The organism is Sphingorhabdus sp. YGSMI21 (assembly GCF_002776575.1).
In the GTDB taxonomy this organism is placed as follows: domain Bacteria; phylum Pseudomonadota; class Alphaproteobacteria; order Sphingomonadales; family Sphingomonadaceae; genus Parasphingorhabdus.
Window position 1 is genome coordinate 2,631,085 of sequence record NZ_CP022548.1, and the last position, 12,513, is coordinate 2,643,597.

General features: G+C 54.7%; 16 protein-coding genes. 9 read left to right on the forward strand and 7 right to left on the reverse strand.

Annotated elements, in window-relative coordinates:
- The first annotated feature begins 248 nt into the window (after positions 1 to 248).
- On the forward strand, positions 249 to 518 hold the full coding sequence (locus tag CHN51_RS12730; protein WP_100094355.1) for a hypothetical protein: 270 nt from the start codon (positions 249 to 251) through the stop codon (positions 516 to 518).
- A gap of 63 nt (positions 519 to 581) precedes the next feature.
- Here the strand turns inward: CHN51_RS12730 and CHN51_RS19805 are convergent, their stop codons facing one another.
- Positions 582 to 728, reverse strand: coding sequence for a hypothetical protein (locus tag CHN51_RS19805; RefSeq protein WP_164089184.1), 147 nt, complete (start codon positions 726 to 728; stop codon positions 582 to 584).
- A 60-nt stretch (positions 729 to 788) separates the two neighbouring features.
- Here CHN51_RS19805 and CHN51_RS19810 point away from each other — a divergent pair, with 60 nt between their 5' ends.
- The 6 genes from CHN51_RS19810 to CHN51_RS12755 all read left to right on the forward strand — a co-directional run bounded on the left by CHN51_RS19810 (position 789) and on the right by CHN51_RS12755 (position 5,883).
- Positions 789 to 935: a hypothetical protein gene (locus CHN51_RS19810; protein WP_164089186.1), complete on the forward strand. Its 147-nt coding sequence runs from the start codon at positions 789 to 791 to the stop codon at positions 933 to 935.
- A gap of 751 nt (positions 936 to 1,686) precedes the next feature.
- Complete coding sequence (locus CHN51_RS12740; RefSeq protein ID WP_100094357.1) at positions 1,687 to 1,959, forward strand: flagellar biosynthesis anti-sigma factor FlgM; 273 nt, start codon at positions 1,687 to 1,689, stop codon at positions 1,957 to 1,959.
- A gap of 537 nt (positions 1,960 to 2,496) precedes the next feature.
- Positions 2,497 to 3,810: an FHIPEP family type III secretion protein gene (locus CHN51_RS12745; protein ID WP_164089187.1), complete on the forward strand. Its 1,314-nt coding sequence runs from the start codon at positions 2,497 to 2,499 to the stop codon at positions 3,808 to 3,810.
- A 20-nt stretch (positions 3,811 to 3,830) separates the two neighbouring features.
- Positions 3,831 to 4,550 carry a sigma-70 family RNA polymerase sigma factor gene (locus tag CHN51_RS12750; RefSeq protein WP_164089189.1) on the forward strand — a complete coding sequence of 240 codons (720 nt, stop codon included), beginning with the start codon at positions 3,831 to 3,833 and terminating at the stop codon, positions 4,548 to 4,550.
- A 240-nt stretch (positions 4,551 to 4,790) separates the two neighbouring features.
- Positions 4,791 to 5,024 (forward strand): hypothetical protein, encoded by a 234-nt coding sequence (locus tag CHN51_RS19575; protein WP_123906316.1) that lies wholly within the window; start codon positions 4,791 to 4,793, stop codon positions 5,022 to 5,024.
- 511 nt (positions 5,025 to 5,535) lie between these two features.
- Positions 5,536 to 5,883, forward strand: a complete 348-nt coding sequence (locus CHN51_RS12755) for a flagellar protein FliS (protein ID WP_164089191.1) — start codon at positions 5,536 to 5,538, stop codon at positions 5,881 to 5,883.
- A gap of 16 nt (positions 5,884 to 5,899) precedes the next feature.
- Here CHN51_RS12755 and CHN51_RS12760 read toward each other — a convergent pair whose 3' ends face one another.
- Both CHN51_RS12760 and CHN51_RS12765 read right to left on the reverse strand, forming a co-directional pair.
- Positions 5,900 to 7,000 (reverse strand): sigma-54 dependent transcriptional regulator, encoded by a 1,101-nt coding sequence (locus tag CHN51_RS12760; protein ID WP_100094361.1) that lies wholly within the window; start codon positions 6,998 to 7,000, stop codon positions 5,900 to 5,902.
- A 255-nt stretch (positions 7,001 to 7,255) separates the two neighbouring features.
- Complete coding sequence (locus CHN51_RS12765) at positions 7,256 to 7,738, reverse strand: helix-turn-helix domain-containing protein (protein ID WP_100094362.1); 483 nt, start codon at positions 7,736 to 7,738, stop codon at positions 7,256 to 7,258.
- Positions 7,739 to 8,244: 506 nt separating this feature from the next.
- Between CHN51_RS12765 and CHN51_RS12770 the strand changes: the two genes are divergently transcribed.
- Entirely contained in the window at positions 8,245 to 9,225 is a 981-nt protein-coding gene (locus tag CHN51_RS12770) for a sensor domain-containing diguanylate cyclase (RefSeq protein ID WP_164089193.1), read from the forward strand.
- A gap of 171 nt (positions 9,226 to 9,396) precedes the next feature.
- Complete coding sequence (locus CHN51_RS12775; protein WP_100094364.1) at positions 9,397 to 10,239, forward strand: class II aldolase/adducin family protein; 843 nt, start codon at positions 9,397 to 9,399, stop codon at positions 10,237 to 10,239.
- Positions 10,240 to 10,254: 15 nt separating this feature from the next.
- On the opposite strand, the gene CHN51_RS12780 is transcribed toward CHN51_RS12775, so the two are convergent.
- The 4 genes from CHN51_RS12780 to CHN51_RS12795 all read right to left on the reverse strand — a co-directional run bounded on the left by CHN51_RS12780 (position 10,255) and on the right by CHN51_RS12795 (position 12,445).
- Entirely contained in the window at positions 10,255 to 10,806 is a 552-nt protein-coding gene (locus CHN51_RS12780; protein WP_100094365.1) for a hypothetical protein, read from the reverse strand.
- A gap of 92 nt (positions 10,807 to 10,898) precedes the next feature.
- Complete coding sequence (locus CHN51_RS12785; RefSeq protein WP_206169896.1) at positions 10,899 to 11,150, reverse strand: hypothetical protein; 252 nt, start codon at positions 11,148 to 11,150, stop codon at positions 10,899 to 10,901.
- Between the two features lie 172 nt (positions 11,151 to 11,322).
- Complete coding sequence (locus CHN51_RS12790; RefSeq protein ID WP_100094366.1) at positions 11,323 to 11,736, reverse strand: holin family protein; 414 nt, start codon at positions 11,734 to 11,736, stop codon at positions 11,323 to 11,325.
- Between the two features lie 157 nt (positions 11,737 to 11,893).
- Complete coding sequence (locus CHN51_RS12795; protein WP_100094367.1) at positions 11,894 to 12,445, reverse strand: glycosyl hydrolase 108 family protein; 552 nt, start codon at positions 12,443 to 12,445, stop codon at positions 11,894 to 11,896.
- Positions 12,446 to 12,513 lie beyond the last annotated feature (68 nt).

Here is a 12,513-nt window from a genome sequence, read left to right on the forward strand (position 1 = left end):
GCGTGACGCACGTCAGCGGATAGGTCTGCAAATGAAATTCAGGGGCACTGTGCCAGCTCAGCGCCGTTCTGTGGTCCCTCGTCCGGTTTTTCTGTTTCGGAAAACATCGCCAAAGCGCGCGTTACCGGGTTAAAGACACGCGGCTTTTACCGTCACCTTCTCCAGGTTCCGACATTTAGCGGGGACCGGAGGAGACATTCCCCATCGCCAAATATTCAGGTTCTCATGTGATATTCCCGGTCTTGCGGATGGCATTGGTCATCGGCCTCTCGATGATCGCGGGCGTCCCTGGCCAATATGGGCGAGGGAAGGCCAATGACAGAGGTGACACGGATTCAGCTGCCGTGTCGGAAGCCAGAGCTGTGATCCATAGTCGCATTGAGCTTGGTCGTGACGGCACGATCACATCGGATATTATCCAAGGGTCCGATTGGGTGCAGATCAACGAACAACAATGCGATATCGAAGCGGGGTGGCAAGAACCGGCTTGTAGATTGTTGATTTACGAAATGCAGTGAAGTCGAGGAAGTCTGGACCGGGCGCGTGGCGATCAAGCCGTAGTCAAAGACTTTTTCCGACGCTCAATCCGGTTTCGGAGAGTTCGGATTTTCCGATTCGATCATTTCCAATGCGTTGATCGCCTCTTCAACCTTTATCGCTGGAATGGCCAGATTGTTCTCGTCGAGAAAATTCAATACGTCGTGAAGCTTTTCGATAAGCCTGTGCACATCAATATTCCTATTTGTTATGCCGCGCGACATTGATCGATAGGAAAGCTGTTATGCGACATGATATTTCCAGTCTCGGTCGTTGGTTCAGGATTTGGCTGGCTGGCAAATTCAAGTGGATCATTAAATGCAGATGCCGGAAAATTCAATATAAACTATAGGATAGTGGGCGTGGTTGCGGCAAAATATTATATTGTTTCAAAATGACGCAAGTAATTTATCGTATCGATCCATTTAAAAGTATTATTATATTTTTGCCCAAATTCTGCTGAAAGGGGCGAGGTAGTGGAGGGCGATATGGACCGCCAACTGCAACCCCAAAAAGTCAATTGGGTAGGACGATCAAACGTCCTACCCAAAATGAGAGCGCATACCAGGTGCACTACGTTCACCAGAATTGAGGCCTGCGGGGGCTTGTCAATCTGGGCGGAAAGTATTCATGCTTTCCTGATGTTATCTATCAGCATTTGATCGCTGCAGATCAATCTATATCCCTCCCGATTTGGCGGTATACTGTTCTTTTAGAACCAAATTGGGCAGACTATAGTGTTTCTTTTTGTTAACCATAATATTTGTCTACAGTCGAAGTTGCCTATCAATAAGGCAATATTGACCGCTGTTCCGCAGGGCGAGTCTGCCCCATTGGTTACGGACAGCAGGGGCAGCCGCTAGCTCACCGGGGCCATAAGGGAGCCGCGCTATGGCCCGCCACATGCAAATTACCGGGCGACGACCTTTGCAATGAATAACCAGTGTGTGAGCCGCGCGGCGACTATATCGACAAAAGGCGCGTTTTCTTGGATCTGGGAGGGTGAGCGGCGGCAAAAAAACCGGTCGCGACAGCTTAATTTTGTCCTAACGCACCGTAAATGTCTTTGTAAGAAGTTGAGCGCGCCGCCGGCCCCGGTGCAGCCGGACGCAATTCGCCATTTCTTTGGCGCAGCAACGATGGAATGATATGAAACCTAATGAAAGCTATTCGGTCATGATCAAACGACTGGAACGTTCGGGTTTGAAAATGGATGCGTCCAGAGACGAAGCCTGCATCGGTGGTCTGGAAGAGACAATGAGCGCAACAGCGAGACCGTCGCCTGCACAGGGCCGTTTGAACGCGCGGCAGGCGCCGACCGCGGAAAAGATCGCCAGGATAAAATTGCAAATCGCATTCGGTATTTATCAGGTCGATACAGACAGGCTTGCGGCCCAGTTGCTCGATACGGATCTTTTCTGAGAAAGTTTGCAGTGTGTTCGGCCTTGTCGCGAAGGCTGCAATCTGGAAATCCCGCTTTCGGAACCTAGGCAACAGTCGGTTGGAGTTCCCGTTCTGCATTCGGTTCCCGACGACCGCCACCGCTGCGCCATAGCGCACTGGCAGAGTGATTGCCTAAATTCCAGCGCGCCCAATAGTTGGCACGAACCTTGCTTGTCTCTCCAGCAGGAGATTTTAAGCAACCTATGTCACATTTATCGAACACACAAATACAGGGGCGGTGCGCTTTGTCGTCGAGTACCCTGGCTTCTGCACAGGGCCGACCGACGGATTTCTTTCTCTCTCGGGTGCAGTCGCGGCGGAATGCCCCATCGAGAGCGATAGGGGCCGGTAGAAAGGCGCGCCGGTTACAGACGCGGCGCCCGCGCCATGGGTCGACCGGAAGCCTTACCTGCCAGATTGTCCGCACCAGTCGCCAGGGTCATCCGCAGAAATGTTCCGCGCGCGAGCATCTGGTCTCTTTGGTTTCCGGCTGGCCGGCACGGAAGGATTCCTAGAATGGGACCCATTTCCAGCATTCCCGCGGTGACCAATTTCCTGACCAAGGCAAAGCCCGCTTTTCTGCCGTTGGTGTCGCTTTTTCTCCTCCTTCTCATGGCGGCCCCCGCAATACCGCACGCAGCCGTGTTTGCCGCCATGGCTTTTGCCGGGGGGTTTGCTTTTCACCGGTTGCGCGCTGCACGAGCCGCAGACGCGACATCGAAGCTGGCAGAATCAATGCAAGCCGAGCCGGTTGACCGGAACGATGCGTCCCGGACGCCGGCTCTGGCGGTCAAGATCGGATACGGGCTTTTTCCTCTGGTCGAAGACCGGAAGGGTGCGCCGCTGATCGCCCGGGTCGCCGAAGTACGGCACCAAATCTGCCGGAAACTGGGCTTTGTGGTCCCCCATATTCCGATAAAGGTCGACCTGTCTCTGGAACCCAATAGCTACCGGATTGTGATCGGTGGCATGGTGCTGGGCGAAGCTGTGGCCTGGCCGGATGAAATTCTCGCGATCGATGATGGCGACGTGGATTCGCTGATCGCAGGCCGGCCCTGCAAGGACCCGACATTCGGAATGAATGCTTCCTGGGTGCCTGCGAGGCAGCGGACTTTGGCGGTTGCCAAGGGTTATATCGTGGCCGATGCGCCCACTGTGATCGCCACCCATCTGAATGATGTGGCGCGTCGCAACGCCGCAAAGCTGTTCGGTACCAATGATGCGCAACAATTGCTCGATTTCCTCGGGCAATCCTCGCCGCAACTGGTCGACAGCCTTACGCCCGATCGGTTGTCCCTCAGCGATATTACCGCAATTTGCCGTGACCTTTTGGCTGAAAATATACCGGTCAAGGACTTCGGCAGAATTTCTATTGCCATGGCGCAGGCGTGCGGGCTGCACAGTGAGGCCAGTAACATAGCCGAAGCCGTCCGTCAGCATATCGGCGATCTGATCGTCCAGAGCCTGGTGCCGGCCGGTCTGCCACTGCCCGTCATGACCATGGACGCTTCGCTCGACAGCACGCTTGTCAAGGCGCTGAAGGCCGGGGAGGGCGGCAGCTATCCGATCGACCCGCGACTGGCCCGGAAAATCATCAACGCGGTGGACAACGCCTTGCGCTCCTTGCCGCCGGAAATCCGCAATATCGCGCTGATTTGCTCGCCGATGGTGCGCAAGCCGCTCAGCGCATTGCTGAAGCAGCGGTTCCCGGACCTGTCGATATTGTCCGAAGCGGAGCTGCCGGAAGACAAGCCGTTCGAAATACTTGCCATGATCGGCGGTCCGCCATCCAGTCAGAGCATGGCTGCCACGGATGCAACTCAAATCTAATGACCAGTCGGGAACATGATATGTTGAAAACAGAAAGCCGCGCATTGCAAGCTTATGGGGCGATGCAGATAGACGAGAGGAAACTGATTGAGGAAAATCAGTCCCTTGTCACGAAGATCGCGTGGCAGGTAAAATCATTTGCACCCGACCAGATGGAGATCGAGGACCTGATTCAGGTCGGACTCGTTGCGATGGTTGAGGCAGCAAAAAAATATGTAGATCAAGGACATAGCTTCAGCACCTATCTCTATGTCCGGGTCCGCGGTGCCATGATTGACGACCTTCGGTCCACCTGCAATCTGCGTCGGACATCGGTCGACTGGCACAAGAAAGTCCGGCATTGCCGCGCGAAGTTGCTGCAGGAGCTGGGCCATGAGCCGAGCGATGCTGAACTGGCGCTGGCCATGAACATGGATCCCGCTGAATTTCGCAAGAACACCGACCGGTCGATCGCCGTTCACGTAGGCTCCCTGGACGAAATCTATTGCGATTCAAGCAGTTGGTTTACCGACGAAGAGGATGACCAGCACGAGAAGCTGGAAAAGTTGCAAATGGCCGAACTGTTGTCTTCGAAGCTGAAACAGCTGAACGAGCGCGAGCAACTGGTTCTCAACTGCTATTTTGTCGAGGAATTGCAGCTCGACGAGATCGGAGAGATTCTTGATGTTTCTGCTGTGCGCATCTGCCAGATCAAGAAGCGCGCGCTGGAGAAGCTCCAAGCCTCAATGACGGCGGAATGAGCGTCACTCGTAACCCTCGCCGAAAAGCCCGGCTTTCTTGCCGCTATTGCATCATGTCGGATTTCCGACGGCCAGCACGGGAAATGTCGGTTTTCCGACGGATGTGATGGATTTCCGACAATCCTCTCGGCAGCGTCCGGCGAATTTCCCCATTCCTGAAACTGGCACGACCCTTGCTACGTAAAGGCTGAACTCCGGACTTCGGTTCGGTTGTTCAGCCGACAATGAAAAGGAATAGCAATGATCGCCAAGCAATCGAAATCTGGTCTGGTCACTGGATTTCGGAAACTTGCCGATCTGCTGGCGTCTGATGATATGATTCAGTCGCGCCACCAACGCTCGTCTTCTGCCAAGCCATTATCCCCCGATGCTGGCGAAGCAGAAGACGAGTTTTACGGTGTTGCGGTTTCTCGCCGTCTACCACGATGGTCCGTTTCACCACCTTCCGGCTTCCCAGACCGGACCACCGCATAGCGCTTTTCTGAAGCGGGCAGAAAATTTGGTCTGTCCTTATCTCTCCGGATCTGCGTCGCGGTGGTTCAGGTCCACCCTTTACCGATGATTATGTCGGTCTCCCGATCTCAATTGCTGCCCGGCACGATCTCGAGCGGCTCCAGTCGATGACCATCGAGGACTTGTACCCTGTTTCTGATGTCTAGCGGGACCCAATGGGCCCCCGGTGGCGAGCGCCCGGCGGAAAATTCAGATGATTAATATCCTTAATTCACCACCACAGCTGCCGTAAAATATCTTGAGGACGTTCATGATGTTCGGAAAAATTGCAGATGATCTTTCGTCGGGTTCGGAAGTTGACTGTGCGGTTTTTATAGCGGACTGCGAGCGGACTTTCGAGACTTCGCGCACAATGACTTCAATTGTGGACCAGCACTTTTCAATTTTTAACAGCGATGAAAACTGATCTGGAAAGCAAGCGAATATGACGTTTCCATGCCGCAATCACCGAACCACGCGCCGAAGAAATTTCGTGAAGGCAAGCCAAGCAACGAAGACTGGTCCCCATGGCAGGGTTGCGGGCCTTCTGGAAGAGCTTAGTGAAACGCTGGGGCTGATTATCGAAAGCGCCCGGCGCGGAGAGGACTTGCACATATTCCAGTATAAGGCGAGCGCCCGTGATATTCTCGTCGGACTGGACAGGGAACTGAATTTCGAACTGGCTGGCGATCTGTCGCAGACCTTGCGCGTGATGTACAACGAAGCGGCCAAACGCATCCAGCTGGATGGTAATGAGGCCTATGTCGAGCGTATCGAGTCAGCGCGGGAAATGATCCTGGAAATCGAGAAAGCCTGGACCGAGATCGTTTCGTTCAACTGATAGAAAATTTTCCCGCCTAAACCGTAATCGTACAGTCAACCGTACTTTCCGGATGCTGGTGGATATTGTGCTTGCGCATCTTGTCGATAAGCGTGGTGCGTTTGATATTGATTGAGCGTGCGGCGCGCGAAACCACGCCGTGTGATCCGTCCAGGGCTGCCATGATGATCCGGCGTTCCTCATGCTGAAGATAGACATTCAGGTCCCGAACAATTTTTCCCCGGGGTTCAAAATTCGGAGCGGGCGCTGCTCCGTGATAGGCGGAGAACTGCTTTTCCTCACGGCTGCTGTGGTGAACGGGCGGCTTGTCATCAACGTCGGGCAGAGCCGGTTTGATATCGGACTGTATCAGCTTGGCCACGTCATGGGCGGCAACTTGCTCTCCCGGAAAGAATACGCAGGCCCGTTCGACGACATTGCGAAGTTCACGGACATTGCCCGGCCAGTCATATTGCTCCATCGCCGCAAATGCTTCGGCGGTAAAAATGGGGAGGGGGCGGCCATCTTCCTGGTTTTTCAGGAAATGCGCGATCAGCGCGGGAATGTCTTCTGAGCGTTCGTTGAGCGCCGGCACCTCGATCGGAACAACGCAGAGGCGATAATAGAGATCTTCGCGGAAGGCTTTGCTCTTGATGCAGTCCGCGAGATTTTTGTGGGTTGCCGTAATCACCCTGATGTCGACCGCTATGTCGCGGTTGCCACCCACCCGGTTTACGATACGGGTTTCCAGCACGCGCAGCAATTTGACCTGCATATCGAGCGGCATGTCGCCGATCTCGTCAAGGAAAATGGTTCCGCCACTGGCCTGTTCAAAAAGGCCGACATGACGGCTTACTGCACCGGTGAAGCTGCCCTTTTCATGGCCGAACAATTCTGATTCAATAAGCTGCTCGGGCAGTGCGCCGCAATTAACGGCGATACTGGGGGCATTTTTGCGATTTGAAATGGCGTGGATGGCCTCGGCGACGACTTCCTTGCCGCTACCGGAAGGCCCGCTAATCATGATCGAGCTGTTGCAGCGTCCGGCAAAGCTGACGATTGCACGCAACTGTTGCATTTTCGGACTGTCGCCGATCAGCTTTGCAGCAAGCAAATTCTCTATTTTTGAATCGGTCATTGAACTACCCAGATAACAATACGCATAATCCTCCGGATATCCGGAGAAGGATGGTTCGAAGATCCCGCAATCGTCGAACCGTCACCTGGTAAGGTCCGAAATGGACAAGGAACGTTAAATAAAGGTTAAAGGCGCCTGGCGGGATGAACAGCCATCTTGTCTTTAGCTGTCGCAGTTGGCCCGCGTTCAAGAGCAGCTATCATAACGCGGTACTGGGGTCGGCCCGGGACTTCATCGAGATAGTATAATCCCTTCTCAGATGGGCGCGCTGAACAGTAGCTTCTCGATCTTCGCCTGACATTTCTGCGAGACGGCAACAAAGACCATGCGATGATCGGCCGGATTGGAGGATTTCTGAAGCAAGCCCTGCTCGACCATGACATTGATATAACGCATTGCCGTCGTCATCGGGATGCCGGAACTGTGCGCGATCGCCGACACCGTTACCTGCTGGTCCTTGAGGCCGCAGAGATATATATCGAGACACATGTTCCAGCAGGAATCGGTGAATAGCCCGTTTCCGGTGTCCAGCGTCCCTGACTTCAAGCGGCCCCATTGCAGAAACTTCTCGGCCCGGTCGATCAGGTCGCCGCTGTCCAGATCCTCGCGTTCGGCGCATTTTGCCTTGCCGGACAGGTCGCGAGATTCAGAAATCCTTTTGTCCAGATTTTCAAATCGCTCGTTCGCCTGTTTCATCGTCAAGCGAAGCTCGGCCAATTCGGCTTCAACACTATCCATTGCTATTGCGCTGCAATTTTAGAGGCCTCCAGTCTTGACTATCATAAGAAAGAATATGCTTACTCGTCTCTTTCCTTGCTCGCCGTTACACATTTACAGTTGCGCAACTCAGCGAATTCACCGGGGGAGGTGGTGTATCCTTGCAGCTTATCCACCGCACAGTCAAATTGTCAACGTCGTCAGCTTGGCCGACCCCGTTAATTTACATTTACTTGCGTCCCGGACTGTATCGCCGTTCTTGCGATGAATCGACCGCAGCCTAATATTGCAATAATGATCGTGAAGGGTGGCGGCCCCGGTGCGGAACCGGAGGCAGGATTCCGGCCGACGCCTTTGAAATATTGAGTCGGGATCAGCCCTTCGGATGGAGTCTTGACGACTGCTTTTTAACCAGTGGAATTCCCACCGCCTAATTTCTGCAGAACAGCCCTTATTTTTTTGCGGAATTAACCGTCTCTCAACCTATGGTGCCAAAATCGGATGAAAACGCGCGGAATGAAAAGCGCTTGCAGTTCGAGGCCGAGGCTGCGCGTCAATTTGCCTTGGAGCGCTATGACGTCCTGGACACCCCTGCAGAAGCCAGCTTTGATCATATCACGATGGCGATGAAACTGGCGCTCGATGTTCCCTTTGCTGGCATATCGTTCATGGACGGAGACCGGCTATGGTTCAAATCCAAGTCCGGCCTGTCACCAACCGAGATACCGCGCGATATTTCCTTTTGCGATTTTGCCATTGCCCAGCAAGAACCGTTGATCGTCGAGGATACGCTCCGGGACGAAAGGTTCCGGGAGAATCCTGTCGTTATCGACAGACCCTTTTTCCGCAGCTATTTGGGCGTGCCCCTTATCACCCCGGACGGGTTCAAGATCGGAACCCTTTGTGCTGCTGATCTCATTCCCCGACAATATAGCGAGGAAAAGATCGACCGGATGAAGCAGCTGGCCGAACTGGTCATTCACGAACTCGAATTTCGCCAGCAGTCCAAAAAGGATCGTCTGACCGGCGCGCTGTCACGTAGCGGCTTTGCCGTTGAAGTGCAGAACGCGATGTCGCTCTACGAACGGCAGGGAATAAAGAGCACGCTCGTCGTCTTTGATGTGGACCTGTACAAAATGGTCAGCAAGCGTTTCGGGCGGCCATCCGGTAACGCATTGCTCAGGTCGATCATCCAGCCACTGGTCAAGCGGCTGCGGCGGTCGGACTATATCGGCCGTTTGGGCGGAACACAATTTGCAGTGCTGCTCACATGTACGGTCGAAGAGAAGGCTCGTCTGGCGGCAGGGAAAATCCGGAAAGAGTTGAAGCAGACCAATAGCGAGATATTTTTCGATCTGGGTTTCAGCGAGATTTCGCCGGCTATGGGTGTCTGTGATGACTGGCTCGAACAGGCCAGCATCGACCTGATCGCCGGAAAAAAGGCGGCACGCGCGGAAATGTGCGAAGCAGCGGACCGGCAGTACGATATGGCGGGCGGTGCCGGCTGAGAAAGAGCGGTCGGGCAGGGCGGTCCGGCTTGCCGCCGTCTGCTTTGCTGTAGGGGCGTAGGCGATCGCGCGGCCATAACTATCCGGTCCCCGAACCACAGTTTGGTTGCCAATCCCCGCAATGCATGCCAATTTGTTCCGAAGAGGAAATGGCTGATAAAGGAACCGACCATGGCGACCGCGATCCCGAAACAAGAAAGCGCAATGGGCGTTGGACCCGGATTTTCGATTCCGGATCCGCACGATATACCCAGTCTGAAAGGCAAGGTGTCTGAAACCGAATGGCAGCTCCGTTGCGATCTGGCTGCGACTTACCGGCTATGTGCAATGCATGCGTGGACGGATCTGGTATTCACGCATATTTCCGCGCGCCTACCCGATGAGAATGGCGAAGAGCGGTTCCTGATCAACCCTTATGGCGTCTTGTTTGACGAGATGACTGCATCGGCTCTGGTCAAGATCGACCTGGAAGGCAATATCAAGCAGGACACGCCTTATTTCATCAATCCCGCCGGTTTCACAATCCACAGCGCGGTTCACAGTGCCCGCGAAGATGCGGGATGCGTGATTCATGTCCACACACCTTATGGCATCGCCGTGTCTGTTCAGAAGGCCGGCCTGCGCCGCTACACGCAATTTGCGATGCAGGTTCATGATGATCTGGCCTATCATGACTATGAAGGCATCGCGCTCGATCTCGACGAGCGGGACCGGCTGATCAATGATCTCGGCGAGAAGAACCTGCTGATCTTGCGCAACCACGGTACCCTGACCGTGGGCGAGAATTGCGCGATTGCCTTTCTCCGCATGTATATCCTCGAAAATGCCTGCAAGACGCAAATATTGGCGCAATCGGTCGGCGGAGCGGAGCATTTGCACGAGGACAGCGAAGACATGGGGCATCGCGTGTTCCAGCAGGCCGCTCCTGCTTTCCAGCGGGGGTTAGGCGACAATCTGGTCTGGCCGAGCCTGATGCGCAAGCTGAAGCGGACCAACCCGGGGCATGACCACTAGGTCGCGTCTCCAGATTTACAGATCGAAGGGCAGGCGGGAGAGTATTTCGACCGTCTTGTCAGCGTAAACGGCGGAGCCCAGTTCCTGTTTCTTCTCTTTCAGAAAGCGATCACGCTCGCTTAGCATTTCGATGATCGGATCGTGGAAATGCTGGACGGCAGCGGTCAGCCAGTTGTTGACCAGCGGGTCGCCCGGCGCGCCCGTCATGTCGAAGTGGCGCAATCGGGACGCAATGGCCTCGGCCGGCATCAGATATTCATAGGTGACCCAATAGTTGGTCGTGAACCAGCTTAGCGGCATGCCGTCGAGACCAAAGCTCAGCGCCCCGAAGTGGACAACGCCCTGCGTTTTCTTGCCATTGGGCAGCTTTGCCGGCGGTTGATAATAGGCGTCGACATCATCAAACATGTCGAGCGGCAGGAACATGTGAAAATGGCCATGTTCGCCTTCTTCGCGCTCTTCCGGCTTGTGCGCATGGTAGAACCAGCGCGACTTGTTGCCGGGCGCGACGCAGTCCCCCTTGGGGTAATGCTGATATTGAACGAAAGGGGCGTCTGCCGGTACCACTCTGGGTACTAGCGAGACGCCCTCTTTAGCTATCTGGCCGGTAAGCTCAAACAGCCTTTCTAAAGCATTTTCCAATGCTGAATAAGCTAAGCTTACTCGGTAACTTCTTCAGCAGCAGCTTCGGCATCGCCAGCAGCTTCTTCAGTCGCATCAGCAACCGCATCGGTAGCTTCTTCAGCTGCACAGGTAGCTTCTTCAGCTGCACATGTTGCTTCTTCAGCTGCATCTTCAGCTACAGCAACCGCGTCGTCAGCCTGTTCTGCACATGCAGAAAGAGCAGGAACAGCGAGAGCCAGGCCGCCGGCTACAGCGAGCATTTTGCGGAAGTTTGTTTCGGTAGTCATTTAAAATATCCCCTTTGGATGAACTAGACTTGCCCCTTTATCTGGAAAGATACGGGCATGGCAAGCCTATTTCGTAAATATTGCATTAATCCGGTATATCGGGCGTCAATTATCCCGTTTCGGCACGCTAATTAGAGCAAATCGGTTGTTTCCGCAGGATATTTTCCGGTCCTCAGCGTTCCACGCCGCGAATCTTTCCCCACTGTCTGGCTACGGTATAGCCCAGATAACCCGTACCGAAGAGCGCGTAGAGCGGCTCGGGAATACCGGAGAGGTAGGCGTTCATCCCGGCGGCAATGTCCCGCGCCGCCTCCGGACGAAATGCGGCGATCAGCCCCATAGGGATGGACCAGAGTAGCAGCAGATACATGACATAGAGAAAGCTGGGGCGGGCCCGACTGGTCCATGGATCGGAAGATTGCGCCTCTGCCAAAATGGCGGACATTTGCACGCGGACCTCTTCCAGTTCCTGGCTGCCTTCCAGTTTCAGCAGTTCCAGCTTGGCGCGATCACGGGCCGCCTTGTCGGGAATGATCTTGTCGATGATATTCGAAACAGGGCCGATGAGAGTAGAGAGAATGGACATTTTCAGGTTTTCCTTTCGGGGGTTAAGCGTCAAGCTTTGTCAAAAGTCGGGCCACGAACGGTCTGTCCGGCGGCAATGCAGTTAAGAAATAATCTGAAGAAAGCGGTCGATCTTGACAAAATTGACACTGTTATGGGCAAGATATATTTGGCGGAATTCAGCCGATCCTGTTGGCTAGCCAGCCGTACAGAAAGGCCTCGTTGACCGGTCGCTTTTCGGCGAGCTGGATATAGCGGGCGCCCTGCAGGGCGTCGAGCGCCTTGAGCAGCACAATTTCGCCCTGGCTTCCGCGCTTGCGGAGAAAGGCGTCGAGCGCGGCTACCGTTTGCGCGCCGATCACGTGGTCGACCGATATATCTTGAAAATCGCCCTCGTTGCGGTTCAGCGCGTTCAGCGCGCGCTGCAAAAACCCGGTTGCGGTACCGCTACCCATGTTGATCCCGGTATCGAACAGTTCGGCCGCGATCAGCGGCGCGCGTCGGGCGATCCGGTCAAATCCCGGCCGAAGCCAGTATTTGCGCTTGTAGATCACCGTCGCCTGCGCGCGCGGGAAATGTCGCATGTCACCAGCATAGCCATGCGCTCGCGCCACCGCCTCAGTAACGCCCCATCGCGTGGGACCGCCGCGGTCGGCGGGATGATCGGAAAAATCACCTTCCAGCATGATGACCTTGTCGATCAGCCGGTCAATGTCGGGACTGTCAGTCATGAGAAACTCTCCTTTCGGTTGCAAAGTAGAAAATATAACCTATTTGGTTAGGTGTAGGAAAGAGCGCA

Bases quoted from the DNA above. Each gene is read 5' to 3' on its own strand.
- CHN51_RS12745 (WP_164089187.1), top strand. From the start codon at position 2,497: ATGGGACCCATTTCCAGCATTCCCGCGGTGACCAATTTCCTGACCAAG.
- CHN51_RS12790 (WP_100094366.1), bottom strand. From the start codon at position 11,736: ATGTCCATTCTCTCTACTCTCATCGGCCCTGTTTCGAATATCATCGAC.
- CHN51_RS12795 (WP_100094367.1), bottom strand. From the start codon at position 12,445: ATGACTGACAGTCCCGACATTGACCGGCTGATCGACAAGGTCATCATG.
- CHN51_RS12765 (WP_100094362.1), bottom strand. From the start codon at position 7,738: ATGGATAGTGTTGAAGCCGAATTGGCCGAGCTTCGCTTGACGATGAAA.
- CHN51_RS12775 (WP_100094364.1), top strand. From the start codon at position 9,397: ATGGCGACCGCGATCCCGAAACAAGAAAGCGCAATGGGCGTTGGACCC.
- CHN51_RS12760 (WP_100094361.1), bottom strand. From the start codon at position 7,000: ATGACCGATTCAAAAATAGAGAATTTGCTTGCTGCAAAGCTGATCGGC.
- CHN51_RS12750 (WP_164089189.1), top strand. From the start codon at position 3,831: ATGTTGAAAACAGAAAGCCGCGCATTGCAAGCTTATGGGGCGATGCAG.
- CHN51_RS19810 (WP_164089186.1), top strand. From the start codon at position 789: ATGATATTTCCAGTCTCGGTCGTTGGTTCAGGATTTGGCTGGCTGGCA.
- CHN51_RS19575 (WP_123906316.1), top strand. From the start codon at position 4,791: ATGATCGCCAAGCAATCGAAATCTGGTCTGGTCACTGGATTTCGGAAA.
- CHN51_RS12730 (WP_100094355.1), top strand. From the start codon at position 249: ATGGCATTGGTCATCGGCCTCTCGATGATCGCGGGCGTCCCTGGCCAA.
- CHN51_RS12785 (WP_206169896.1), bottom strand. From the start codon at position 11,150: ATGACTACCGAAACAAACTTCCGCAAAATGCTCGCTGTAGCCGGCGGC.
- CHN51_RS12740 (WP_100094357.1), top strand. From the start codon at position 1,687: ATGAAACCTAATGAAAGCTATTCGGTCATGATCAAACGACTGGAACGT.